At 69.6% G+C, this 24,372-nt stretch carries 23 protein-coding genes and 3 tRNA genes; 20 read left to right on the top strand and 6 right to left on the bottom strand.

Translation table 11 applies throughout. The features are described 5' to 3' along the window. Nucleotides 1-2,305 (bottom strand): tetratricopeptide repeat protein (locus FB157_RS43290; protein ID WP_261386927.1); only part of this gene is annotated, 2,305 nt, incomplete at its 3' end. Between the two features lie 244 nt (nucleotides 2,306-2,549). Between FB157_RS43290 and FB157_RS49110 the strand changes: the two genes are divergently transcribed. Continuing rightward, nucleotides 2,550-2,762, top strand: coding sequence for a hypothetical protein (locus tag FB157_RS49110; RefSeq protein WP_145886727.1), 213 nt, complete (start codon nucleotides 2,550-2,552; stop codon nucleotides 2,760-2,762). Nucleotides 2,763-2,834: 72 nt separating this feature from the next. On the opposite strand, the gene FB157_RS43280 is transcribed toward FB157_RS49110, so the two are convergent. Together FB157_RS43280 and FB157_RS43275 are read right to left on the bottom strand one after the other, a co-directional pair. After that, nucleotides 2,835-3,491, bottom strand: a complete 657-nt coding sequence (locus FB157_RS43280) for an SDR family oxidoreductase (protein WP_145886725.1) — start codon at nucleotides 3,489-3,491, stop codon at nucleotides 2,835-2,837. Between the two features lie 233 nt (nucleotides 3,492-3,724). After that, nucleotides 3,725-4,990, bottom strand: a complete 1,266-nt coding sequence (locus FB157_RS43275; protein WP_145886723.1) for an amidohydrolase family protein — start codon at nucleotides 4,988-4,990, stop codon at nucleotides 3,725-3,727. Nucleotides 4,991-5,363: 373 nt separating this feature from the next. On the opposite strand from FB157_RS43275, the gene FB157_RS43270 reads away from it, so the two are divergent. The 8 genes from FB157_RS43270 to FB157_RS43235 all read left to right on the top strand — a co-directional run bounded on the left by FB157_RS43270 (nucleotide 5,364) and on the right by FB157_RS43235 (nucleotide 10,259). Further along, nucleotides 5,364-5,436: transfer RNA gene (locus FB157_RS43270), tRNA-Thr, on the top strand. A 46-nt stretch (nucleotides 5,437-5,482) separates the two neighbouring features. After that, nucleotides 5,483-5,555, top strand: a tRNA-Met gene (locus tag FB157_RS43265). An 88-nt stretch (nucleotides 5,556-5,643) separates the two neighbouring features. Beyond that, nucleotides 5,644-5,808, top strand: coding sequence for a 50S ribosomal protein L33 (gene rpmG, locus FB157_RS43260; RefSeq protein WP_003948671.1), 165 nt, complete (start codon nucleotides 5,644-5,646; stop codon nucleotides 5,806-5,808). Between the two features lie 88 nt (nucleotides 5,809-5,896). Beyond that, nucleotides 5,897-6,349 (top strand): MaoC family dehydratase N-terminal domain-containing protein, encoded by a 453-nt coding sequence (locus FB157_RS43255; RefSeq protein WP_145886721.1) that lies wholly within the window; start codon nucleotides 5,897-5,899, stop codon nucleotides 6,347-6,349. Between the two features lie 7 nt (nucleotides 6,350-6,356). Further along, complete coding sequence (locus tag FB157_RS43250; RefSeq protein WP_145886719.1) at nucleotides 6,357-6,785, top strand: MaoC family dehydratase; 429 nt, start codon at nucleotides 6,357-6,359, stop codon at nucleotides 6,783-6,785. A gap of 129 nt (nucleotides 6,786-6,914) precedes the next feature. Further along, nucleotides 6,915-7,484, top strand: a complete 570-nt coding sequence (locus tag FB157_RS43245; RefSeq protein ID WP_145886717.1) for a TetR/AcrR family transcriptional regulator — start codon at nucleotides 6,915-6,917, stop codon at nucleotides 7,482-7,484. Nucleotides 7,485-7,577: 93 nt separating this feature from the next. Beyond that, entirely contained in the window at nucleotides 7,578-9,014 is a 1,437-nt protein-coding gene (locus FB157_RS43240; protein WP_145886715.1) for a DHA2 family efflux MFS transporter permease subunit, read from the top strand. A 189-nt stretch (nucleotides 9,015-9,203) separates the two neighbouring features. After that, nucleotides 9,204-10,259: a UDP-N-acetylmuramate dehydrogenase gene (locus tag FB157_RS43235; RefSeq protein ID WP_145886713.1), complete on the top strand. Its 1,056-nt coding sequence runs from the start codon at nucleotides 9,204-9,206 to the stop codon at nucleotides 10,257-10,259. A 61-nt stretch (nucleotides 10,260-10,320) separates the two neighbouring features. On the opposite strand, the gene FB157_RS43230 is transcribed toward FB157_RS43235, so the two are convergent. After that, nucleotides 10,321-10,953, bottom strand: a complete 633-nt coding sequence (locus tag FB157_RS43230; protein ID WP_145886710.1) for an NAD(P)-dependent oxidoreductase — start codon at nucleotides 10,951-10,953, stop codon at nucleotides 10,321-10,323. A gap of 104 nt (nucleotides 10,954-11,057) precedes the next feature. Here FB157_RS43230 and FB157_RS43225 point away from each other — a divergent pair, with 104 nt between their 5' ends. Next, on the top strand, nucleotides 11,058-11,654 hold the full coding sequence (locus FB157_RS43225) for a TetR/AcrR family transcriptional regulator (protein ID WP_145886708.1): 597 nt from the start codon (nucleotides 11,058-11,060) through the stop codon (nucleotides 11,652-11,654). 57 nt (nucleotides 11,655-11,711) lie between these two features. Then, nucleotides 11,712-12,422 (top strand): hypothetical protein, encoded by a 711-nt coding sequence (locus FB157_RS43220; RefSeq protein ID WP_145886706.1) that lies wholly within the window; start codon nucleotides 11,712-11,714, stop codon nucleotides 12,420-12,422. On the opposite strand, the gene FB157_RS43215 is transcribed toward FB157_RS43220, so the two are convergent. Together FB157_RS43215 and FB157_RS43210 are read right to left on the bottom strand one after the other, a co-directional pair. Next, the gene (locus tag FB157_RS43215; protein ID WP_145886704.1) at nucleotides 12,367-13,407 is read right to left on the bottom strand and encodes an adenosine deaminase; all 1,041 of its coding nucleotides are present in this window, start codon (nucleotides 13,405-13,407) and stop codon (nucleotides 12,367-12,369) included. The two genes, FB157_RS43220 and FB157_RS43215, sit on opposite strands and share 56 nt — an antisense overlap. Before the next feature lie 123 nt (nucleotides 13,408-13,530). Next, nucleotides 13,531-14,757 carry a pyridoxal phosphate-dependent aminotransferase gene (locus tag FB157_RS43210; RefSeq protein ID WP_145886702.1) on the bottom strand — a complete coding sequence of 409 codons (1,227 nt, stop codon included), beginning with the start codon at nucleotides 14,755-14,757 and terminating at the stop codon, nucleotides 13,531-13,533. A gap of 261 nt (nucleotides 14,758-15,018) precedes the next feature. Between FB157_RS43210 and FB157_RS43205 the strand changes: the two genes are divergently transcribed. The 9 genes from FB157_RS43205 (at nucleotide 15,019) to rpoB (ending at nucleotide 24,311) form a co-directional block, all read left to right on the top strand. Further along, nucleotides 15,019-15,091, top strand: a tRNA-Trp gene (locus tag FB157_RS43205). 105 nt (nucleotides 15,092-15,196) lie between these two features. Continuing rightward, nucleotides 15,197-15,484 carry a preprotein translocase subunit SecE gene (gene secE / locus FB157_RS43200; RefSeq protein WP_145886700.1) on the top strand — a complete coding sequence of 96 codons (288 nt, stop codon included), beginning with the start codon at nucleotides 15,197-15,199 and terminating at the stop codon, nucleotides 15,482-15,484. An 80-nt stretch (nucleotides 15,485-15,564) separates the two neighbouring features. After that, complete coding sequence (gene nusG / locus FB157_RS43195) at nucleotides 15,565-16,413, top strand: transcription termination/antitermination protein NusG (RefSeq protein ID WP_145886698.1); 849 nt, start codon at nucleotides 15,565-15,567, stop codon at nucleotides 16,411-16,413. A gap of 168 nt (nucleotides 16,414-16,581) precedes the next feature. Then, complete coding sequence (rplK, locus tag FB157_RS43190) at nucleotides 16,582-17,016, top strand: 50S ribosomal protein L11 (RefSeq protein WP_055515278.1); 435 nt, start codon at nucleotides 16,582-16,584, stop codon at nucleotides 17,014-17,016. A gap of 81 nt (nucleotides 17,017-17,097) precedes the next feature. Then, nucleotides 17,098-17,823, top strand: a complete 726-nt coding sequence (gene rplA, locus FB157_RS43185; RefSeq protein ID WP_145886696.1) for a 50S ribosomal protein L1 — start codon at nucleotides 17,098-17,100, stop codon at nucleotides 17,821-17,823. Nucleotides 17,824-17,987: 164 nt separating this feature from the next. Then, nucleotides 17,988-18,911, top strand: coding sequence for a hypothetical protein (locus FB157_RS43180; protein WP_145886694.1), 924 nt, complete (start codon nucleotides 17,988-17,990; stop codon nucleotides 18,909-18,911). A gap of 315 nt (nucleotides 18,912-19,226) precedes the next feature. Continuing rightward, nucleotides 19,227-19,757 carry a 50S ribosomal protein L10 gene (gene rplJ / locus FB157_RS43175; RefSeq protein ID WP_145886691.1) on the top strand — a complete coding sequence of 177 codons (531 nt, stop codon included), beginning with the start codon at nucleotides 19,227-19,229 and terminating at the stop codon, nucleotides 19,755-19,757. Nucleotides 19,758-19,873: 116 nt separating this feature from the next. After that, a complete protein-coding gene (gene rplL, locus FB157_RS43170; RefSeq protein ID WP_145886689.1) occupies nucleotides 19,874-20,257 on the top strand; it encodes a 50S ribosomal protein L7/L12 in 384 nt (127 codons plus the stop codon). A gap of 568 nt (nucleotides 20,258-20,825) precedes the next feature. After that, nucleotides 20,826-24,311, top strand: coding sequence for a DNA-directed RNA polymerase subunit beta (rpoB, locus tag FB157_RS43160; RefSeq protein ID WP_145886687.1), 3,486 nt, complete (start codon nucleotides 20,826-20,828; stop codon nucleotides 24,309-24,311). Nucleotides 24,312-24,372: the final 61 nt, after the last annotated feature.

Below are 24,372 nucleotides of genomic sequence, written 5' to 3'. Positions count from 1 at the left end.
TGTTCAGGGTGTGGGGGTGGTCTTCACCTTGCACTCGAACTTGGTCGGTCAGTAGCTGCTCGAATGCGGCTGCGGCGCCGGCCGCGTCTCCCGCCTGCCCCCGCCGATAGGCGAGGTGGTTGCGGGTGATCAGGGTGTGGGGGTGGTCTTCACCTTGCACTCGAACTTGGTCGGTCAGTAGCTGCTCGTACGCGGCTGCGGCGCCGGCCGCGTCTCCCGCCTGCCCCCGCCAGTAGGCGAGGTGGCTGCGGGTGTTCAGGGTGTGGGGGTGGTCTTCACCTTGCACTCGAACTTGGTCGGTCAGTAGCTGCTCGAATGCGGCTGCGGCGCCGGCCGCGTCTCCCGCCTCCCCCCGCCAGTGGGCAAGGTAGTTGCGGGTGGCCAGGGTGTGGGGGTGGTCTTCACCCTGCACTCGAACTTGGTCGGTCAGTTGCTGCTCGAATGCGGCTGCGGCGCCGGCCGCGTCTCCCGCCTTTCCCCGCCGATAGGCGAGGCTGTTGCGGGTGATCAGGGTGTCGGGGTGGTCCTCGCCCAGCACCCGAACCCGGTCGGTCAGTAGCTGCTCGTACGCGGCTGCGGCGCCGGCCGCGTCTCCCGCCTCCCCCCGCCAGTGAGCGAGGTTGTGGCGGGTGGCCAGGGTGTGGGGGTGGTCCTTTCCCTGCACTCGCACTTGGTCGGTCAGTAGCTGCTCGTACGCGGCTGTGGCACCGGCCGCGTCTCCCGCCTCCCCTCGCCAGTAGGCGAGGTTGTGGCGGGCGGTCAGGGTGTGGGGGTGGTCGGGGCCGAGGCGGTGGCGGGTGGTTTCGGTCAGGCGTTGGAAGTGGGTTGTGGCGGCGGTGACCTGTCCGGCTTCGCCGAGGCTTTGTCCGGCCTGGTACAGCAGCGCATGTGCGTCGGGCCGGTACAGGGCGTCTTCGGCGGTGCGGGTGAGGGCGGCGGCATTGGCGCGCAGGGCCTGGGCGAGTTCGGTGTCGCGTTCGATGGCGGGCCAAGCCTTAGTGAGGGCGTCGGCGGTGGTGCGGGCGAGCTGGTCGTGCCGGCCGGGGGTGAGCGTGTCACGGGTGGCGCGCTGGATGAGCTGGTGGACGCGGACGGCCTGGTGGGGGGTGGCGGGGGTGTGGTCGATGAGGCTGAGCCGAGCCAGCGCCCGCAGCGCACCGACCGCCTCGTCCGCAGTGACAGACACGGGAGTCCTGTCCTGCTCTTCGGCGCGGTGCCGGGTCAGGTGGGCGAGGGCGGGTTCGCTGGTCAGGACGGTTTCGGGGATGCCGTTGGCGTTGAGGAATGCGGCGAGCTGGAGCATCGGGCGGGCCAGGCCCACCGGGCGCAGGGTGTCGGCGCGGTCCACGGACAGCGACCAGGCTGCCGCCGCGCTCTGAGTCTGACCGTCGGGCAGGACCTCGGGGGCGGCGTCAGCGAGAGAGGTGGCACGGTCGGCCAGCCGAGCCCGGTAGGCGGCGGCACTGATGCCCGCGTCGATGAGATAGGCAGCGGCCTGCGACAACGCGAGCGGCAGATGCCCTAAGTCCTGGGCGAGTGCCGTCAGCTGTTCGTCGGGCTCGCGGCGGTCGCGGGCGCCGAGTGCGGTGGTGAGGTAGGCGAGGGACTCGGCCTCGGTGAACAGCCCGACCTTGATCAGACGGCCGGCCAGGGCGGCGTCCTGCCGGCGGGTGGTGACCAGGGTGCGGCCGTGCGGGCCGGCCGGTGGCCATAATCCGTTCAGGTCGGCCGGGTCGGTCACGTCGTCGAGGACGACCAGCCACCGGCACGGCGTCGCGGTCGCCTTGGGCTCCAGCCAGGCCAGGAACGCACGCGCGGCTGCCTCCCGGTCCGCCGGGTCGGCGCCCAGGATCTCCACCGCGGCCTGCGCATACCCGGAGGCAGCCGCGGTGGCGTTGGCCGCGGTGATCCACACCAGCACGTCCAGCTCACCGGCCTGCCAGGCCGTGCGGGCGTAGTCGGCGGCCAGCTGGGTCTTGCCCACCCCGCCCATCCCGGCCAGCACCTGACCGTGGACCGTGTCCTGCCCCACCAGGACCGCGGCCTGTCCACCCGTGAGTGCTTCACGCAGCCGCACCACTTCCGCGCGGGTCTGGAAACAGGCCGCCCGCGGCGGGATCACCCCCACCTGATGCGGCCACCCGGCCGCAGGCCGCCGGGCCCCGTAGAAGTGGTTGTCGACCTTGCCCGCGACCGGGCCGTTGAACGAACCGTCACGGAAGTCGACGTGGTCCCCACCGTCGGCGCCGTACTGCGCCTCCCCGCCCGCCACCAAAGCCCCCTCGAACACGGTCGGATCCAGCACCTCGACCGTACCCGCGCACCTACCCAGTTCGCCCTGGATTCGCGACGAAGAACAGACCTGTGTGGACGACACGCGGCCGGGCTGGGCATGCCCTCGGGATTGTGTCCGGACTCGTGCAGGTCAGGACACCAGTGACCGGGGCGGCAAAGGGATGCTGCAAATCCGTCGGCTCAGCCTTCCCGGGTTCGAATCCCGGCGCCGCCACACAGGGGTGTCTTCGTTGCGCGGCGGGCACACTGGCGGCATGACCTCCCGTCGCAGAACCTGCCCTGTGTGCCGTCGCGAGATCGCCGTCGTCGCGGGGCGCTTCGCGCGGCACGACCCGCCCGGGGCACGGGAGGGCGGGGAGCTCGTCTCGTGTTCCGGATCCCGGCGGCAGGCCCAACTCGGGGCGGTCCAGCCGGCGTTGGACGGGTACGCCGTGCCGGACTTTCCCGGGCAGCTGCCTCTGTTCTGACCTTCTGGCGCTCTGACCTTCTGGTGCCGTGATGCCCTGACGCTCCGACAGGTGAACGCCCGGCGGCCCGCCTCAGTTCCCCGCGACCGACTTCACCGCGACCGACACCGGCGTCGACCCGCTGATCAGTTCCAGCGTCAGGCCGGCCGTCGCCGAGGTGTCCACCAGCTCCGCCAGTACGGCCGCCACGTCGTCCCGCGGGATCGAGCCGCGCCCGGTGTGGGCTTCCAGACGGACCTGGCCGGTGCCCGCGTCGTTCGTCAGCGTCCCGGGGCGCAGGATCGTCCAGTCGAGCGCGTCCTGACGGGTGACGTACGCGTCGGCCGCGCCCTTGGCGCGCAGGTACACGTCGAACACGTCGTCGCCCTCGTGCGCGGGGTCCGCGCCCATCGAGGAGACCACCACGAAACGTCGTACGCCCGCGCGTACGGCCGCGTCCGCGAACAGCACGGCCGCACCCCTGTCCACCGTGTCCTTGCGGGTCGCACCACTGCCCGGGCCCGCGCCCGCCGCGAACACCGCGGTGTCCGCGCCCTGCAGATGCGCCGCGACCTCCTCGACCGAGGCGGACTCCAGGTCGAGCAGGACCGGTTCGGCGCCGGCCGCCCGCAGATCGTCGCTCTGTTCCGCGTTGCGGATGATCCCCGCGACGTCGTCCCTGCGCGCGGAGAGCAGTCGCTCCAGCCGCAGCGCGATCTGACCATGACCACCAGCGATGACAATGCGCATGATTCCGACCGTACGCCCGAAGAAGCGCGGCCGCCGCACGGGTTCACGCCGGGGCGCGCCGTGGCTCGGGGGTGCGCCGGAGCATGATCAAGGGCGTGCGGCGGCTAGAGGGCGCCTGGGCGCACGATCGGGGTGTACAGGCTGGGATGTGCGCCCCTCGTTGCGAACATGCGCCCCCGAACCGTACGGGCGTCCCGAGGGCTGGCGGGTGCCCCTGCGCGACCGGTGCCACCTCACGACAGCTCCTTCCGCCCCTGCCGCGGCAGTCCCAGTTCCGCCGCTGCCGCCGAGCTGCAGTACTCGCGCACCGCGCTGGTGCGTGCCACCACTCGCCCCCGGTGCACCACGATCCGGCTGTAGGCGAGGGAGAGGGCGCCGGACAGGTGGTCGCCGCGCACGGCGAGCAGTTCGGCGGGGAAGCCGGCCTCCACGCGGACCTCGGGCAGGCCCAGGACCGCGCGCGCCGAGGCGCTCACCGCGTCGTAGGCGTCCTCGGGGCGCAGGCCATGGGCGGAGGAGAGGAGGTAGGCGGCCTCCAGGGGGTCGCCGCGGCCGACGGGGTTCGAGGCGTCCCGCAGGGCGCCGCTGCCGGCCGCCACCCGCACCCCTGCCGCGCGCAGCAGCCGTACCGGGGCCGTGCCCCGCCGGTCCGCGCCCCCGCAACCGCCCTGGGGCAGGCACACCACCGTCACACCGGCCGCCGCGAGCTGGTCCGCGAGCCGGGAGGCGGCCTCGGTGTTCAGGCGTGCCAGACCGGCGCACGGGCCGATCGTCACGCCGGGGCGCAGGCCACCCGCCATGGCCGCGAACCGGGACAGCCGGGCCGGGTCCGCCGCGTCCGTGTGCAGGTCCACCGGGCAGCCGTGCTCCGAGGCCACCTCCAGCACGGCCTCCACGTAACCCGTGGGATCCGGGTCCAGGTCCGGGCAGCCGCCCACCACGGAGGCGCCCATCTTCAGCGCGTCCCGCAGCATCGCGAGCCCGTCGGCCCCGGCCACCCCGGTCAGCAGGCGCGGCATCGCCACCGTGGTCAGTTCCGCCAGCCCCCGCAGGGAGCGCCGTGCCTGCAGTACGGCGCCGAGCGAGCCCAGGCCCTGGACATCGCCCACGCGCACGTGTGCGCGCAACGCCGTCGCCCCGTGGCCGAGTTGGAGCAGGGCCGCCTCCGTGGCCCGGCGCTGGACGTCCTCGGGGGCGTACGAGACCGGTCCCGGCTGTTCGGCGGAGAGCGCGGTGTCGCTGTGGGCGTGCGCTTCGGCCGGGGCCGCGAGGAGCAGGTAGCCGCCGAGGTCCACGCGCGCGGCGCCCTTGCGGGCCGGCCCCGCGGTCAGGCTGCCGGTCGTGCCGACCGCCTCGATGCGCCCGCCGCCCAGCCGTACGTCCACGGTCCGGCCGTCGGTGAGCCGAGCCCCGCACAGCAGCAGGGCGGCCGGGTCGGGTTGTCCGGAGGACCCGGACGGGTTCGACGGCGAGGGTGGCTGCGGCTGGCTGTCGGGCATCGGACTCCAGGGGTCGGGCCGGGGGCTGGGGGGCAGGGCCACGACGGACCCAAGATCACGCAGAGTGAGTCGAGCCTAGGGTGGCGAGCAGTGCGCGGCGCGGAGGAGCGCAATAGTCGTACCGGCGTGGTCCGCCTCCGGCGGTACCCGCGTCGCCCGCCGGTGTGACCAGCGCTCATGCGTGCGCGCGCTGCGCACCGCGACCGGTCATGACCGGTGTCTCACGCGCGCGTGCCCGGGCCGCGGAGGGGACTCGCGAGGTTCCCGGGAGGCCTGGGAACGGCCCGCTGAGGGCCCGCGAACGAGCCCGTGGCGGGCGGCCGGATACGGATTTGGGTGAACGGCGGCGGACCGTGTAATGTCTTCATCGCTCGCCCCAATAGCTCAGTCGGCAGAGCGTCTCCATGGTAAGGAGAAGGTCAACGGTTCGATTCCGTTTTGGGGCTCTGGTGTGAGAGGTTCCCGTCGCAAGGCGGGGACTGATCTCATCAAAGCGGTGTAGCTCAGTCGGTAGAGCAAGCGGCTCATAATCGCTGTGTCACCGGTTCAAGTCCGGTCACCGCTACTGACGGTAGCCGATTGCGGGGTCGGTCCTTCGATCGGCTACTCTTTTTGCGTTAGTTCAATCAATCCGTTCGTCAAGGAGCACTCACGTGGCTGCCACCGACGTCCGCCCGAAGATCACGCTGGCCTGCGTGGAGTGCAAGGAGCGGAACTACATCACCAAGAAGAACCGGCGTAACAACCCGGACCGACTGGAGATGAAGAAGCACTGCCCGCGTTGCAACGCGCACACCGCGCACCGCGAGACGCGATAAATCAGGCTCGTACGTAAGGCCGCCCCCTCGAACAGGGGGGCGGCCTTACGTCGTTTCATACGCTGCCGAGACCAGGAGGTGCCGGGCCATGGCGCTCGACCAGTCCTTCGTGGGACGGACCTATCCGTCCACCGAGCCCTACGAGGTGGGCCGGGAGAAGATCCGTGAGTTCGCCGAGGCGGTCGGGGAGGCCAACCCCGTGTACTCGGACCCGGAGGCCGCCAAGGCGTTCGGGCACCCCGATGTGATCGCGCCGCCGACGTTCGTGTTCGCCATCACCTACCGGGCGGCCGGAGAGGTCATCGAGGACCCGCAGCTCGGTCTCGACTACAGCCGCGTGGTGCACGGCAGCCAGAAGTTCGCCTACAACCGCCCGGTGCGCGTGGGTGACCGGCTCACGGTCACCTCCACCATCGAGGGGATCAAGTCCCTCGCGGGCAACGACGTGCTGGACATCCGTGGTGAGGTGCACGACGAGGCGGGCGAGCACGTGGTGACCGCCTGGACCAAGCTCGTGGCCCGTGCGGCCGAGGAGGCGTGAGACAGCGATGACGGCGAAGATCGCGTACGACGACGTCGAGGTCGGCACCGAACTGCCGGCGCAGACCTTCCCTGTGAACCGCGCCACACTGGTGCGGTACGCGGGTGCCTCCGGGGACTTCAACCCCATCCACTGGAACGAGAAGTTCGCCAAGGAGGTGGGCCTGCCGGACGTCATCGCGCACGGCATGTTCACCATGGCCGAGGCGATCCGCGTGGTCACCGACTGGACCGGTGACCCGGGCGCGGTCGTGGAGTACGGGGTCCGCTTCACCAGGCCGGTCGTCGTGCCGAACGACGACAAGGGTGCGGTGATCGAGGTCAGCGCCAAGGTCGCGGCCAAGCTGGACGACAACACGGTCCGCGTGGACCTGATCGCGACCAGCGAGGGTGAGAAGGTGCTGGGCATGTCCCGGGCGGTCGTGCGACTGGCCTGACGGCAGAGCCGGGTAAGGGGCGTCGACCAAGGGTGGGCGCCCCTTACGCATGGAGCGGCACAGTCACCTGCGCGCGGGTCGGCACGGTCATCCCTTGACTGGTTAGTGATTGAGTACTAACTTTCTCGCATGGTCAGGATGAGCGCAGAGGAGCGGCGCGAGAGCGTCATTCGCGCGGCGATCGCGGAGTTCGCGCAGAGGGGCTACTTCGGCACCTCCACCGAGGCGATCGCCAAGCGGGTCGGCGTCTCGCAGCCGTACCTCTTCCGGCTCTTCCCGGGCAAGAAGGCGATCTTCGCCGCCGCGTCCCTCCGGTGCATCGAGGACACCTGCCGGATCCTCGGGGAGGCCGCCGAGGGGCTGGACGGCGACGAAGCCCGGCACGCCATGGCGAACGCCTATGTGCGTCTGCTCACGGAGCACCCCGAGACGCTCCAGATGCAGATGCAGACGTACATCACGGTGGCGGCCGCCGAGGCGGAAGGCGACCACGCGTTCGGCGAGGCCGTGCGGGCCGGCTGGATGAAGCTCTGGGAGACCGTGCACCCGCCGCTCGGGGCGGACGTGAACGACACCACGACCTTCCTGGCGTACGGAATGCTCATCAACACCCTTACCGCCATGGGATTTCCGCCCGAGCACCGGGTCTGGCAGGGGATGTACCCGTCGGCCCGGATCACCGGGCGGCTGGAGAAGTAGCGCGAGAGAGGGCGGCGTCCCGCCCTTTTCCATGGGCTGCAAAGTTAGTCAGCAATAACTAATCAACGGCAGTGATCACCCTCTGGGGGAGAGATGTCACAGCAGACCGCACGTCGTGGGGGCGCCGTCTGGGCCCTCGTCATCACCAGCGTCGCCGGGTTCATGGCGGCGCTCGACAACCTCGTCGTCACCACCGCCCTGCCCTCCATCCGCAAGGACCTCGGCGGCGCGCTGGACGACCTGGAGTGGACCGTGAGCGCCTACACGCTCACCTTCGCCGTCCTGCTGATGTTCGGCGCCGCGCTCGGCGACCGCTTCGGGCGCCGCCGGCTCTTCCTCGCCGGACTCGCCGTCTTCACCGGCGCCTCCGCCGCGGCGGCCATGGCCCCCGGCATCGGCTCCCTCATCGCCGCCCGCGCGGTCCAGGGCGTCGGAGCGGCCGTGATGATGCCGCTCACACTGACCCTGCTGACCGCGGCCGTGCCCGCCGCCAGGCGGGGTATGGCGTACGGCATCTGGGGGGCCGTCAACGGCCTTGCCGTGGCCTCCGGGCCGCTCATAGGGGGCAGCCTCACCGAGCACATCTCCTGGCACTGGATCTTCTGGCTGAACGTCCCGCTCGGCGTGGCCCTGCTGCCGCTCGCCCGCCTGCGCCTCGCCGAGTCCTACGGTGCCGGCGCCCGGCTCGACCTCCCCGGCACCCTGCTCGTCAGCGGCGGGCTCTTCGGGATCGTGTACGGACTGGTGCGCGGCCCGGTCGACGGCTGGACCGGCTCCCTCGTGCTGACCGGCCTGATCGCGGGCGCCGCGCTGCTCGGCGGATTCGTGCACCACGGCAGCCGCAGCAAGCACCCCATGCTGCCGATGCGGCTCTTCCGCTCGCGCGCCTTCTCCGGGATCAATGCCGCGAGCCTGCTGATGTTCCTCGGGATGTTCGGCTCGATCTTCCTGCTCAGCCAGTACATGCAGGGCGTGCTCGGCTACTCGCCCACCGAGGCGGGCCTCAGGATGCTGCCGTGGACCGGCATGCCGATGCTCGTCGCGCCGATCGCCGGCATCCTCTCCGACCGCATCGGCGGCCGCCCGGTCGTCGCCACCGGCCTGTTCCTGCAGGCCGCGGGGCTCGGCTACCTGGCCTCCGTGGCCACCGCCGACGTGTCCTACGCGGCCCAGCTGCCCGGCCTGATCATCAGCGGCATCGGCATGGCCCTGTTCTTCGCGCCCGCCTCCAACCTGGTCATGTCCAGCGTCCTGCCCGCGGAGCAGGGCATCGCCTCCGGCGCCAACAACGCCCTGCGCGAGGTGGGCGGCGCGCTCGGCATCGCGGTCATGTCGTCGATCTTCTCGGCCCAGGGCGGCTACGAGAGCGCCCAGGCCTTCGTCGACGGACTGCGGCCCGCGCTGGTCGTCGGCGCCGCGATGGTCGCCCTCGCCGGAGTCGCGGCCCTGCTGATCCCCGCCCGGCGCCGCACTGTCCTCGCCACCGGCACGACCGAGCCCGCGCCGGTCCTGGAGACCGCCGCGCACTGAGCGCACGCCGCCCGGTGCCGGCAGCCCGGCTCGGCTCACGGAACACCGCCCGGCACGCGCGCGCGTACGGCCCCGTCGGTGAGGACGGGGCCGTACGCGCGCGCGTGCCGGGCCGGAGGAACGGCCCCCGGCCGGGCGCACCCGTGCCGCCTCGCGGTGCTGTCCGTGCCGTCTCGTAGTCTTGGGCGCGTGCAGGAACTCCACGACGCCCCCCTCGCCCCGCTGACCACCTTCCGGCTGGGCGGCCCCGCCACCCGGCTGGTCACCGCGACGACCGACGCCGAGGTGATCGCCGCCGTCCGCGAGGCCGACGACACCGGGACGCCACTGCTGCTCATCGGCGGCGGATCCAACCTGGTCATCGGCGACAAGGGCTTCGACGGCACCGCCCTGCGCATCGCCACGACCGGCGTCGAGCTGCGCGGCACCACGCTGGAGCTGGCCGCCGGCGAGATCTGGACCGACGCCGTCGCCCGCGCCGTCGAGGCCGGGCTCGCCGGCGTCGAGTGCCTGGCCGGGATCCCCGGCTCAGCGGGCGCCACCCCGATCCAGAACGTGGGCGCCTACGGCCAGGAGGTCTCCTCGACGATCACCGAGGTGATCGCGTACGACCGCCGGGCCGGCCGGACCGTCACGCTCACGAACGAGGAGTGCGCCTTCTCGTACCGGCACAGCCGATTCAAGGCCGACCCCGAGCGCTATGTCGTGCTGCGCGTCCGCTTCGAGCTGGAGGACGCGGACGGGCTGTCGGCGCCCGTCCGGTACGCCGAGGCGGCCCGGGCACTCGGTGTGGAGCCGGGGGAGCGGGTGCCGCTCGCCGCAGCCCGCGAGACCGTGCTGAAGCTGCGCGCCGGCAAGGGCATGGTCCTCGACCCCGAGGACCACGACACCTGGTCCGCCGGGTCCTTCTTCACCAACCCGATCCTCACCGACGGGCAGTTCGCCGCGTTCCACGCGCGCGTGCGGGAGCGGCTGGGCGAGGGCGTCGAGCCGCCCGCCTACCCGTCGGGTGAGGGCCGTACCAAGATCTCGGCCGCCTGGCTGATCGACAAGGCGGGCTTCACCAAGGGCTACGGCAGCGGACCGGCCCGGATCTCCACCAAGCACACACTCGCCCTCACCAACCGGGGCGCCGCCACCACCGAGGACCTCCTGGCCCTGGCCCGCGAGGTCGTCGCCGGGGTCCAGGCGGCCTTCGGGATCACGCTGGTCAACGAGCCGGTGACCGTCGGCGTGAGCCTGTAGCCGACAAGTCGGGAAAGCCGCACGCTCGACAGGCCCGCAAGAGCCGTACGCACATCCGGGTTCAGTACGCGACCCCCACCCCCTGCTTCACCGTGCCCATGTCGTCGATCATCGACAGCCTCGCGTGGGCGACGTCCGCGCGCGCGATGAAGCGGCCCTTGGGCGGGAAGCCGCCGACGACCGTGCGGTAGCGCCCGGTGAGCGGCTTGTCCTGCAGGCGCGGCGGCCGTACCGACGTCCAGTCCGTGCCACTGCGCGCCAGCCCGGCCTCCATCTCGCGCAGGTCGGCGTAGACGTCCTTCAGGATCGCCGAGACCAATCCGCGCATGCTGCGGTCCAGGAGGCCGTCGTTCTCCGGCTCCGGTCCGACCGGGCCGGCGCTGACCACCAGCAGTCGCCGCACATCTTCTGCTTCCATGGCCCCGAGCACCGTACGGGTGAGCCGGGCGGCCACCCCCGCGTCCTTGCGGCTGCGTGCGCCGAGGCCGGACAGGACCGCGTCCCGGCCGGCGACGGCGGCGCGCAGCTCCTGCGGGTCGGTGAGGTCCGCGCGGAACACCTCCAGGGCGCTCCCCGTGACGTCCAGCCTGGCCGGATCGCGGACGACGGCGGTCACCCGGTGACCCGCGTCGAGCGCCTGTCGGACGATCTCCCGGCCGATGCCGCCGGTGGCGCCGAAAACGGTGAGTTTCATGGGGACTCCCGCCCTCACGTGGGGTGGGTGAGCGTTCACTCACCCTGGTTTCTTCTAGAGTGGGTAAGCACTCACTCACTCGTCAAGCCCCGATTGGACGTTCCATGGAGACGAAGCCGGCGCGTGTCCGCATCCTCGACGCCGCTCACGAGCTGATGCTCACCGTCGGACTCGCCCGCGCCACCACCAAGGAGATCGCCAGAGCGGCCGGCTGCTCCGAGGCTGCGCTCTACAAGTACTTCGACAGCAAGGAGGAGTTGTTCGTCCGGGTGCTCGCCGAGCGTCTGCCCCGGCTCACCCCGCTGCTGAGCAGTCTCGAGGCCGAGCCGGGCCGGGGCACCCTGGAGGAGAACCTCACCGAGATCGCCCGCCAGGCGGCCCTCTTCTACGAGCAGAGCTTCCCGATCGCCGCCTCCCTGTACGCCGAGACGCAGCTCAAGCGGCGGCACTACGAGGCGCTGCGGAAGATCGGCTCCGGGCCGCACACACCGATCGAGAGCCTGGACGCCTATCTGCGCGCCGAGCAGGCCGCAGGCCGCGTCCGCGCCGACGCCGACACCTTCTCGGCCGCCTCGCTCCTGCTCGGCGCCTGCGCCCAGCGCGCGTTCGCCTACGACGCCACGGAGAGCGGCGAACGACCGCCCGTGGACGCGTTCGCCACCGGGCTCGCCCGGACCCTGCTGGGCGGCGTGGCCCCGTGAAACCCCGTTGCGCGGGACGGCGGCCGATCGCGACGCTGGTGCCATGAGGCATCGCACATGCGGCTGAGGCTGCGGGAGTTCCGGTTCAGGACGGGGCCGCACGAGCACCGCGTCGTCCAGCCCCGGCAGCCGCTGCGGCACACGTCACTGCACGAGCCGGCGCCCTACGGCGTCCTGACCGGCGACCACGACGGACTCAGCCGGCTGGCCGGCCTGTTCTCCTTCGCCGCCTACTCGCGGCACACCGTCGTCCACGTCCCGCTGCGCGACACCGTCACCGCGCATCACGGAGGCGGCGGCGAGCGGGTCGACCTGGTCCTGGCCCACCACACCTACGGGCTGCGGCCCGGCAAGTGGCCCGAGCTGCGCCGCAGACTGGCCCGGGGTACCCCGCTGACCGTCCGCACCGACGAGGCTCGCACCGCGCGCGACGCGGCCGCCTGGGAGCGGCGCAGCCACGACAGCGGCTTCCGGGACGAGCTGCGCCACACCACCCACGCGCGGACGCTCTTCCTCATCGGCAGCCGTGACGTCTTCGCCGACACGGCCATGGAGTGCGCCTCGGCGGCGGGCCGGGGACCGCGCCAGAAGCGGATCGTGAAGGGCGGCTCAGCCCTCATGGGCTGCATCCGCGGGCTGGAGTCCGAGGCGGACCCGTGGCGCCGCCCCGAGGTGCTGATCTGCTTCCAGGCGTATCCGCCCTACGCCCACTTCAGACGACCGGGCGAGTCAGCCACTCGTCCACGCCGGCCAGCAGCCGGGCCTTGACGTCCTCCGGCGCCGCCGAACCCCGCACCGACTGCCGGGCCAGCTCCGCCAGCTCCGCGTCCGTGAAGCCGTGGTGCCGGCGGGCGATCTCGTACTGGGCGGCCAGCCGGGAGCCGAAGAGCAGCGGGTCGTCGGCGCCGAGGGCCAGCGGGACGCCCGCTTCGAAGAGCGTGCGCAGCGGCACGTCCTCCGGCTTCTCGTAGACACCGAGCGCCACGTTCGACGCCGGGCAGACCTCGCAGGTCACGCCCCGGTCGGCGAGCCGCTTCAGCAGCCGCGGGTCCTCCGCGGCGCGCACGCCGTGCCCGATCCGCGAGGCGTGCAGGTCGTCCAGGCAGTCGCGCACCGACGCCGGGCCGGTCAGCTCGCCGCCGTGCGGGGCCGACAGCAGGCCGCCGTCGCGTGCGATGGCGAAGGCGCGGTCGAAGTCGCGCGCCATGCCCCGCCGTTCGTCGTTCGACAGACCGAAGCCGACCACACCCCGGTCGGCGTACCGCACCGCGAGCCGGGCCAGCGTGCGCGCGTCCAGCGGGTGCTTCATACGGTTCGCCGCCACCAGGACCCGCATCCCGAGCCCGGTCTCGCGCGCCGTCGTCTCGACCGCGTCCAGGATGATCTCCAGGGCCGGAATCAGACCGCCCAGCCGGGGCGCGTACGACGTCGGGTCCACCTGGATCTCCAGCCAGCCCGAGCCGTCCTTCAGGTCCTCCTCGGCGGCCTCCCGGACCAGCCGCCGGATGTCCTCCGGCTCCCGGAGGCAGGAGCGCGCCGCGTCGTACAGCCGCTGGAAGCGGAACCAGCCGCGTTCGTCCGTCGCGCGCAGCTTCGGGGGCTCGCCGCTGGTCAGCGCCTCGGTCAGGGCCTCGGGCAGGCGCACGCCGTACTTGTCGGCCAGTTCCAGGACGGTCCCCGGCCGCATCGAGCCGGTGAAGTGCAGGTGCAGATGGGCTTTCGGCAGCTCAGAGAGATCACGTACACGCTCCATCCCAGGATCCTGCCGTACGTCCCGGTCACGCCGGTACCTCTTTCCCCGAACGTGGTCTTGCTCGCACATGCGGACGGGGGCCGCTCCCGGAAAGGTGAGCGGCCCCCGTGTGCGGAGCGGACCTCAGTCCCGCGCCTCCGCGAGCAGCTTCTGCATCCGGCTCACGCCCTCGACGAGGTCCTCGTCACCGAGCGCGTACGACAGCCGCAGGTAGCCCGGCGTGCCGAAGGCCTCGCCCGGGACGACCGCGACCTCGGCCTCCTCCAGGATCAGCGCGGCCAGCTCGACGGTGTCCTGCGGGCGCTTGCCGCGGATCTCCTTGCCGAGCAGGCCCTTGACCGACGGGTAGGCGTAGAACGCGCCCTCGGGCTCGGGGCACAGCACACCGTCGATCTCGTTGAGCATCCGCACGACGGTCTTGCGGCGCCGGTCGAAGGCCTCGCGCATCTTCGCCACGGCCTCCAGGTCACCGGAGACGGCGGCCAGGGCGGCCACCTGGGCCACGTTGGAGACGTTCGAGGTGGCGTGCGACTGCAGGTTCGTCGCGGCCTTGACGACGTCCTTGGGGCCGATGACCCAGCCCACGCGCCAGCCGGTCATGGCGTACGTCTTCGCCACGCCGTTGACCACGATGCACTTGTCGCGCAGCTCGGGCAGGAGCGCCGGCAGCGAGGTGAACTTCGCGTCGCCGTAGACGAGGTGCTCGTAGATCTCGTCCGTGAGCACCCACAGGCCGTGCTCGACGGCCCAGCGGCCGATCGCCTCGGCCTCCGACTCGCTGTAGACCGCGCCGGTCGGGTTCGACGGGGAGACGAAGAGCACGACCTTCGTCTTCTCCGTGCGGGCCGCCTCCAGCTGCTCCACGCTCACCCGGTAGCCGGTGGTCTCGTCGGCGACGACCTCCACCGGGACACCGCCCGCGAGCCGGATCGACTCGGGGTAGGTCGTCCAGTACGGCGCCGGGACGATGACCTCGTCGCCCGGGTCGAGGATCGCGGCGAACGCCTCGTAGATGGCCTGCTTGCCGCCGTTGGTCACCAGGATCTGGGACGCGTCGACCTCGTAGTTCGAGTCGCGCAGCGTCTTCGCGGCGATCGCGGCCTTCAGCTCGGGCAGGCCGCCGGCCGGCGTGTAGCGGTGGTACTTCGGGTTCTTGCAGGCCTCGACGGCCGCCTCGACGATGTAGTCCGGCGTCGGGAAGTCGGGCTCACCCGCGCCGAAGCCGATCACCGGACGCCCGGCGGCCTTCAGGGCCTTGGCCTTGGCGTCCACGGCGAGGGTGGCGGACTCGGAGATCGCGCCGACTCGGGCGGAGACCCGGCGCTCGGTGGGAGGGATTGCAGCGCTCATGGGGCCCATCGTTCCAGACCGGAAACGCCCCCGGCACGCGGGTTTCACGGACTGAACAGCAAGGGGTCGAGGCGTGAACAGGCATCCGAATCCGGCCTCCGGCCAGGACGATCTTCGGTGCGGCGACTCCGTACAGGCACTTTCTGTTCGACGCCGGGCCGTGGACCACGTACACTCTCACCTCGTTGGCCTTCAGCAGCCGGTCCACAGCAGGTGCACACCGAGCACTCGTCCGGATGCGGTACGTTGGGGGACACACAAAGGGTCGTAGCTCAATTGGTAGAGCACCGGTCTCCAAAACCGGCGGTTGGGGGTTCAAGTCCCTCCGGCCCTGCTACACACACCGCCAGGATGTGTGCACATGTACGTACAGCGATGCACCGCCGTGCGGCTCAGACCGGGCGCGGCACGGCCACGACCCGGAATCAGGTGAGGACGAATGACGGACGCCGTGGGCTCCATCGACACGCCTGATGCCCAGGACGAGGCGCTGGAGACCAAGAAGAAGGCCCGCAAGGGTGGCAAGCGCGCCAAGAAGGGCCCGCTGAAGCGCCTCGGCATCTTCTACCGACAGGTCATCGCGGAACTCCGCAAGGTCGTCTGGCCGACGCGCAATCAGCTGACGTCGTACACCACCGTGGTGATCTTCTTCGTCGCAATCATGATCGCCCTGGTGACCGTGATTGACTATGGGCTCAACCACGCGGCCAAGTACGTCTTCGGCTGAGCCAAGAGCGAAGGGCGCCGTGGTACCGGCGCCCGTTTTCGCATGTTCTACCCCTATGTATCCAGGAAGAAGCAGCCATCGTGTCTGACCCGAACCTGAACGACGCCATCGAGCCGGACGAGACGGTGGACGACGAGCTCGACATCGTCGAGGGCGCGGACGAGCAGGACGAGTTCGAGGCTGCCGAGGCCGAGGCGGGCGAGCCTGCCGAGGAAGCCGCGCTGCACGTCGAGGACGAGGACGAGACCGAGGAAGCGGTCGAGACCGAGGACGAGGCCGAGGAAGCGGTCGAGGCGGAGGCCGCCGCCCCGGTCGACCCGATCGAGGCCCTGCGCACGGAGCTGCGCTCCCTGCCCGGTGAGTGGTACGTCATCCACACCTACGCCGGCTACGAGAACCGCGTGAAGACGAACCTGGAGCAGCGCGCCGTCTCGCTGAACGTCGAGGACTACATCTTCCAGGCCGAGGTGCCGCAGGAAGAGGTCGTCCAGATCAAGAACGGCGACCGCAAGACGATCAAGCAGAACAAGCTGCCCGGTTACGTCCTGGTCCGCATGGACCTGACCAACGAGTCCTGGGGCGTCGTCCGCAACACCCCCGGTGTCACCGGCTTCGTGGGCAACGCCTACGACCCCTACCCGCTGACCCTGGACGAGATCGTCAAGATGCTCGCTCCGGAGGCGGAGGAGAAGGCCGCCCGCGAGGCCGCCGAGGCCGAGGGCAAGCCCGCCCCGCAGCGCAAGGTCGAGGTCCAGGTGCTGGACTTCGAGGTCGGCGACTCGGTCACCGTCACCGACGGCCCGTTCGCCACGCTCCAGGCGACCATCAACGAGATCAACCCCGACTCGAAGAAGGTCAAGGGCCTGGTGGAGATCTTCGGCCGCGAGACGCCGGTCGAGCTCTCCTTCGACCAGATCCAGAAGAACTAGTTCCTTCTGGACCAATCGCTTCCGCGCAGGTCAGGCAGGCTCTCGTAGCCAGTCTGACCTGCACGGTTTTTGGCCGCACATCCATACCCGTTATCGTTGTGCGGTATGCCTGCGTCCGGGTGGCCCCCGGATGCCGGCAGGACCCGAATCGAAAGGACCCGGAGAGCTATGCCTCCCAAGAAGAAGAAGGTCACGGGGCTCATCAAGCTCCAGATCAACGCCGGTGCGGCGAACCCGGCCCCGCCGGTCGGTCCCGCGCTGGGCCAGCACGGCGTCAACATCATGGAGTTCTGCAAGGCCTACAACGCCGCGACCGAGTCGCAGCGTGGCTGGGTGATCCCGGTGGAGATCACGGTCTACGAAGACCGCTCCTTCACCTTCATCACCAAGACCCCGCCGGCCGCGAAGATGATCCTCAAGGCCGCTGGTGTCGAGAAGGGCTCCGGCGAGCCGCACAAGACCAAGGTCGCCAAGATCACCGAGGCGCAGGTCCGCGAGATCGCCCAGACCAAGCTTCCCGACCTGAACGCCAACGACCTGGACGCCGCGTCGAAGATCATCGCCGGCACCGCCCGCTCCATGGGCATCACGGTCGAGGGCTGAAGCCCACCTTCGTAGAACCACCGTGGTAGGGCCTGCTCGGCCCGTACACCACGACTCCTCTCAGAACACACAGGAGCAGTTGTGAGCAAGCGCAGCAAGGCTCTCCGCGCTGCGGACGCCAAGGTCGACCGGGAGAAGCTGTACGCCCCGCTCGAGGCCGTCCGTCTCGCCAAGGAGACCTCCACGACCAAGTTCGACGGCACCGTCGAGGTCGCCTTCCGTCTGGGTGTCGACCCGCGTAAGGCCGACCAGATGGTCCGTGGCACCGTGAACCTCCCGCACGGCACCGGTAAGACCGCCCGGGTCCTGGTCTTCGCGACCGGTGACCGTGCCGAGGCCGCGCGTGCCGCGGGCGCCGACATCGTCGGCGCCGACGAGCTGATCGACGAGGTCTCGAAGGGCCGCCTGGACTTCGACTCCGTCGTCGCCACCCCGGACCTCATGGGCAAGGTCGGCCGCCTCGGCCGCGTGCTCGGTCCGCGTGGTCTGATGCCGAACCCGAAGACCGGCACCGTCACCCCCGACGTGGCCAAGGCTGTCACCGAGATCAAGGGTGGCAAGATCGAGTTCCGCGTCGACAAGCACTCGAACCTGCACTTCATCATCGGCAAGACGTCCTTCGAGGACACCCAGCTGGTGGAGAACTACGCTGCGGCGCTCGAGGAGATCACCCGTCTCAAGCCGTCCGCCGCCAAGGGTCGCTACATCAAGAAGGCCGCCATCAGCACCACGATGGGCCCCGGCATTCCGGTCGACTCGAACCGCACCCGTAACCTCCTCGTCGAGGAGGACCCGGCCGCCGTCTGAGCCCCGCGCTCACCCCGGTAGCCGCGTCAGGCACGCGTAAGCAGAGGGCGGGCCCTGGAACCTGAAAGGTTCGGGGCCCGTCCTTTCTTTGTGCGACTTTTCGTACGACTGTCAGTGGCCTGGGCTACGTTGCAGGCACAGGACTCGCATAGGGGTGGGACTACATGAAGAGCACGACCGTTCGCCGGGTGACCCTTTCTGTCGCGGTGGTGACCGCGCTGACCGGTGTGGCCGCCTGCGGCTCGCAGTCCGGGAAGGACGACAAGACGGTCGGCAAGAGCGTCACGCACGTCAGCCCCCTTGCCGCCCTGCTCTCCGCCGAGAAGTCCACGGACAAGGCCGAGTCGGCCAAGGTCCGCTCCAGCACGACCCTCGGCGACACCATGTCGATGACGGCCGACGGCGCCCTCGCCTGGGGCGACGGCCTCAAGGGCAACCTCACCATCAACTACACCGGCGGCAAGATGGCCGAAGCCATGCGCAAGGCCGGCACCACGTCGATGGAGGCCCGCTATCTGCCGGACGCCTACTACGCCAAGATGAGCGAGAAGTTCGCCGCACAGTTCGGCGGCAAGCACTGGATCAAGTACGCGTACGACGACCTCGCCAAGCTCGGCGGCAGCTCCGGCGCGTACCTCAAGGACCAGATGCAGAACACCACGCCGAACCAGTCGGTGAAGCTGCTGCTGGCCTCCGGTGACGTGAAGAAGGTCGGCCAGGAGAAGGTCTCCGGCGTCGACGCCACGCACTACTCGGGCAAGGTCGACGTCGCCGACCTGGCCGGCAAGAACAGCCACCTCACCGCCGACCAGCTGGCCGGCCTGAAGAAGCAGCTCAGCCAGGCGGGCGTCACCACCGAGACCATCGACATCTGGGTCGACGGCCAGGACCTGCTGGTCAAGAAGGTCGAGAAGGCGGACATGGCGACCGGCACCATGACCAGCACGGCCTACTACAGCGACTACGGCGTGAAGGTCGCCGCCGAGGCGCCCCCGGCCGCCGACACCAAGGACTTCACGGAGCTGATGAAGGCCGGAGGGCCCGGGACCGTGTCGGGCAGCAGCAGCGGCACCGCCACCACCTCCTGAGGCCCGCACGCTGAGGGACCGGGGCGGCCCCGTAGGGCCCGATTTGCTCGACACCGCCCCGGTCCCGTACTCTTCCGAAGAAGCCAAAGACCGCTGGTCGTTGCCGCACGCTTGTACGAGGGTGCGGTGGCCGAAGGATCCGCTGCAAAGTGGGCGACCCGCGCAGGTGATTGTGGAAGAACTCCCGGAGCAGATGCGCTCACGCATGTGCAGCCGGTCGAGTCCGCCCCGAGCGCCTGCGCCGGGGCGTTTGTTTTACCCAGACCTCCTTCGGGTCCGCGCGGTCCGAATCACCCGGAAGGAGGCCGAGGCTCTATGGCGAGGCCCGACAAGGCTGCCGCGGTTGCCGAGCTGACGGACAAGTTCCGCAGCTCCAGCGCCGCCGTGCTGACCGAGTACCGCGGTCTCACCGTGGCGCAGCTCAAGACGCTGCGCCGGTCGCTCGGTGAGAACGCCCAGTACGCCGTGGTGAAGAACACGCTGACCAAGATTGCGGCCAACGAGGCCGGGATCACGCTGGACGACCAGCTCTTCGCTGGTCCGACGGCCGTCGCCTTCGTCACCGGTGACCCGGTGGAGTCGGCGAAGGGTCTCCGTGACTTCGCCAAGGAAAACCCGAATCTCATCATCAAGGGCGGTGTCCTTGACGGCAAGGCGCTGTCCGCCGATGAGATCAAGAAGCTTGCGGACCTCGAGTCCCGCGAGGTTCTGCTCTCCAAGCTGGCGGGTGCCTTCAAGGGCAAGCAGTCGCAGACTGCTCAGCTCTTCCAGGCGCTTCCCTCGAAGCTCGTCCGCACCGTGGACGCTCTTCGTGCCAAGCAGGACGAGCAGGGCGGTGCCGAGTAACTCGGCTCGCTTTCTGACCCTGGCCGTATAGGCGGCACGGGTCGCAGCGGGCCGACGTACGCCCGCCTCACCCAGTACATCCGGCACCTGCCGAATCAGTGGAAGGATCGCCCATCATGGCGAAGCTCAGCCAGGAAGACCTGCTCGCCCAGTTCGAGGAGATGACCCTCATCGAGCTCTCCGAGTTCGTGAAGGCCTTCGAGGAGAAGTTCGACGTCACCGCCGCCGCTGCGGTCGCCGTTGCGGGCCCGGCCGGTCCGGCCGCCGCCGCCCCGGCCGAGGAGGAGAAGGACGAGTTCGACGTCATCCTCACCGGCGCCGGCGACAAGAAGATCCAGGTCATCAAGGTCGTGCGTGAGCTGACCTCGCTGGGTCTGAAGGAGGCCAAGGACCTCGTTGACGGTGCCCCGAAGCCCGTCCTCGAGAAGGTCGCCAAGGACGCCGCCGAGAAGGCCGCCGAGTCCCTCAAGGCCGCCGGCGCCTCCGTCGAGGTCAAGTAAGACCTCAAGGAGTCCCCGCGACTCTCTCCGCGCGCTGAGTACGGCCTCCTAGGGCTGTAACGCGAACGCACCGAAGAGCGATCATCCATCCGGGTGGTCGCTCTTCGGCGTATCGGAGGTCCGGCCTCGGTTGCCTTGTACCCCTGGTGGCGAGGGGTATGGTGATCTTCGTCGTGTCTCCGGACAGTCCCGTTTGGGCTGAGGGGCCTTGACGAACCGCACGCAGCGCGCAATTCTCAGGACGCGTCGTCACAAGGATCCGAATCCGAGGCATGGATCGACGACGAAGAGGGCAGTATCAACGTGCGTTGAGGGCAGCAGGCCGAAGGCGTTGACAAGGGTGTTGAGAACAACGAGGGTCTCGAAAAACCCGCACTGGACATCAGTGTGCCAAGTGGCTACACTGACCCTTTGCGCTGCCTGTTAGCTGCCCCCTGCCCGTCACCAGGGGTCTGCCCTCACTCCAGCATCGATGACCGAAGCTCCCTTGACCTGGGGTTTCTGTCTCTGTGTACGGAGAGGGACCGGCACGCGCGTAGTGAGTCCGAGCCCTCGGAAGGACCCCCTCTTGGCCGCCTCGCGCAACGCCTCGACCGCGAATACGAACAACGGCGCCAGCACCGCCCCGCTGCGCATCTCCTTTGCAAAGATCAAGGAGCCTCTCGAGGTTCCGAACCTGCTCGCGCTGCAGACCGAGAGCTTCGACTGGCTGCTCGGCAACACCGCTTGGCAGAGTCGGGTCGAGGAGGCTCTTGAGAACGGTCAGGACGTCCCCACCAAGTCCGGTCTGGAGGAGATCTTCGAGGAGATCTCCCCGATCGAGGACTTCTCCGGGTCGATGTCCCTGACGTTCCGGGACCACCGCTTCGAGCCGCCGAAGAACTCCATCGACGAGTGCAAGGAGCGCGACTTCACGTACGCGGCCCCGCTCTTCGTCACCGCCGAGTTCACCAACAACGAGACCGGCGAGATCAAGTCCCAGACCGTCTTCATGGGTGACTTCCCGCTCATGACGAACAAGGGCACCTTCGTCATCAACGGCACCGAGCGTGTCGTGGTGTCTCAGCTGGTCCGTTCCCCCGGTGTCTACTTCGACTCCAGCATCGACAAGACGTCCGACAAGGACATCTTCTCCGCCAAGATCATCCCGTCCCGGGGTGCCTGGCTGGAGATGGAGATCGACAAGCGCGACATGGTCGGTGTCCGTATCGACCGCAAGCGCAAGCAGTCGGTCACCGTGCTGCTCAAGGCGCTCGGCTGGACGACCGAGCAGATCCTCGAGGAGTTCGGCGACTACGAGTCGATGCGCGCCACCCTGGAGAAGGACCACACCCAGGGCCAGGACGACGCGCTGCTCGACATCTACCGCAAGCTGCGTCCGGGCGAGCCCCCCACGCGTGAGGCCGCGCAGACGCTGCTCGAGAACCTCTACTTCAACCCGAAGCGCTACGACCTCGCGAAGGTCGGCCGCTACAAGGTCAACAAGAAGCTGGGTGCGGACGCTCCGCTCGACGCGGGCATCCTGACCGTCGAGGACATCATCTCGACGATCAAGTACCTGGTGCAGCTGCACGCCGGCGAGACCGAGACCACCGGCGACAACGGCGACATGATCGTTGTCGAGACGGACGACATCGACCACTTCGGCAACCGTCGTCTGCGCAGCGTCGGCGAGCTGATCCAGAACCAGGTCCGTACGGGTCTCGCCCGTATGGAGCGCGTCGTGCGCGAGCGCATGACCACCCAGGACGTCGAGGCGATCACGCCGCAGACCCTGATCAACATCCGGCCGGTCGTCGCCTCCATCAAGGAGTTCTTCGGCACCAGCCAGCTGTCCCAGTTCATGGACCAGAACAACCCGCTGTCGGGTCTCACCCACAAGCGCCGTCTGTCGGCTCTTGGTCCGGGTGGTCTCTCCCGTGAGCGGGCCGGCTTCGAGGTCCGTGACGTGCACCCGTCGCACTACGGCCGCATGTGCCCGATCGAGACCCCTGAAGGCCCGAACATCGGTCTGATCGGCTCGCTCGCCTCCTACGGCCGGGTCAACGCGTTCGGTTTCGTCGAGACCCCGTACCGCAAGGTGAACGACGGCCAGGTCACCGACGAGGTCGACTACCTGACCGCCGACGAGGAGGACCGCTTCGTCATCGCGCAGGCCAACGCCACGCTGAACGACGAACTCCGGTTCGCCGAGGCGCGTGTCCTGGTCCGCCGCCGTGGCGGTGAGGTCGACTACGTCAGCCCCGAGGACGTCGACTACATGGACGTCTCGCCGCGCCAGATGGTGTCGGTCGCGACCGCCATGATCCCGTTCCTCGAGCACGACGACGCCAACCGTGCCCTCATGGGCGCGAACATGATGCGCCAGGCCGTGCCGCTGATTAAGTCGGAGGCCCCGCTCGTCGGCACCGGCATGGAGTACCGCTCCGCCGTGGACGCCGGTGACGTGGTCAAGGCCGAGAAGGCGGGTGTGGTCCAGGAGGTCTCCGCGGACTACATCACCACGGCCAACGACGACGGCACGTACATCACGTACCGCCTGCACAAGTTCGCCCGGTCCAACCAGGGCACCTCGGTCAACCAGAAGGTCGTCGTCAACGAGGGCGACCGGATCATCGAGGGCCAGGTCCTCGCCGACGGTCCGGCCACCGAGAACGGTGAGATGGCCCTCGGCAAGAACCTGCTCGTGGCGTTCATGCCGTGGGAGGGTCACAACTACGAGGACGCGATCATCCTGTCGCAGCGCCTCGTGCAGGACGACGTCCTCTCCTCGATCCACATCGAGGAGCACGAGGTCGACGCCCGTGACACCAAGCTCGGCCCCGAGGAGATCACCCGGGACATCCCGAACGTCTCCGAGGAGGTCCTCGCCGACCTCGACGAGCGCGGCATCATCCGCATCGGTGCCGAGGTCATCGCCGGCGACATCCTCGTCGGCAAGGTCACCCCGAAGGGTGAGACCGAGCTGACCCCCGAGGAGCGCCTGCTGCGCGCGATCTTCGGTGAGAAGGCCCGTGAGGTCCGTGACACCTCGCTGAAGGTGCCGCACGGTGAGACCGGCAAGGTCATCGGCGTGCGCGTCTTCGACCGCGAGGAGGGCGACGAGCTGCCGCCGGGCGTGAACCAGCTGGTCCGCGTCTACGTCGCGCAGAAGCGCAAGATCACCGACGGTGACAAGCTCGCCGGCCGTCACGGCAACAAGGGTGTCATCTCGAAGATCCTGCCCATCGAGGACATGCCGTTCCTCGAGGACGGAACTCCGGTCGACATCATCCTCAACCCGCTGGGTGTCCCGTCCCGAATGAACCCGGGACAGGTCCTGGAGATCCACCTCGGCTGGCTCGCCAGCCGCGGCTGGGACGTCTCCGGTCTCGCGGAGGAGTGGGCGCAGCGCCTGCAGGCCATCGGCGCCGACCAGGTCGCCCCCGGCACCAACGTCGCCACCCCGGTGTTCGACGGTGCCCGCGAGGACGAGCTGGCGGGTCTGCTGCAGCACACCATCCCGAACCGCGACGGCGAGCGCATGGTGCTCCCGACCGGTAAGGCGCGGCTGTTCGACGGCCGTAGCGGTGAGCCGTTCCCGGACCCGATCTCGGTCGGCTACATGTACATCCTGAAGCTGCACCACCTGGTCGACGACAAGCTGCACGCCCGCTCGACCGGTCCGTACTCGATGATCACCCAGCAGCCGCTGGGTGGTAAGGCGCAGTTCGGTGGCCAGCGCTTCGGTGAGATGGAGGTGTGGGCCCTCGAGGCCTACGGCGCCGCGTACGCGCTCCAGGAGCTGCTGACCATCAAGTCCGACGACGTCACCGGCCGCGTGAAGGTCTACGAGGCCATCGTCAAGGGCGAGAACATCCCCGAGCCCGGCATCCCCGAGTCCTTCAAGGTGCTCATCAAGGAGATGCAGTCGCTCTGCCTGAACGTGGAGGTGCTGTCAAGCGACGGTATGTCCATCGAGATGCGTGACACCGACGAGGACGTCTTCCGCGCTGCGGAGGAGCTCGGTATCGACCTGTCCCGGCGCGAGCCGAGCAGCGTCGAAGAGGTCTGACGGGAGTCCGGCGGGGCCCTCACCCACAGGGCCCCGCCGACCCCCAGGCCCCCGTTTCAGA

Source organism: Streptomyces sp. BK340, assembly GCF_007827595.1.
In the GTDB taxonomy this organism is placed as follows: Bacteria; Actinomycetota; Actinomycetes; order Streptomycetales; family Streptomycetaceae; genus Streptomyces.
This window is presented reverse-complemented; position numbering and strand designations above follow the sequence as displayed.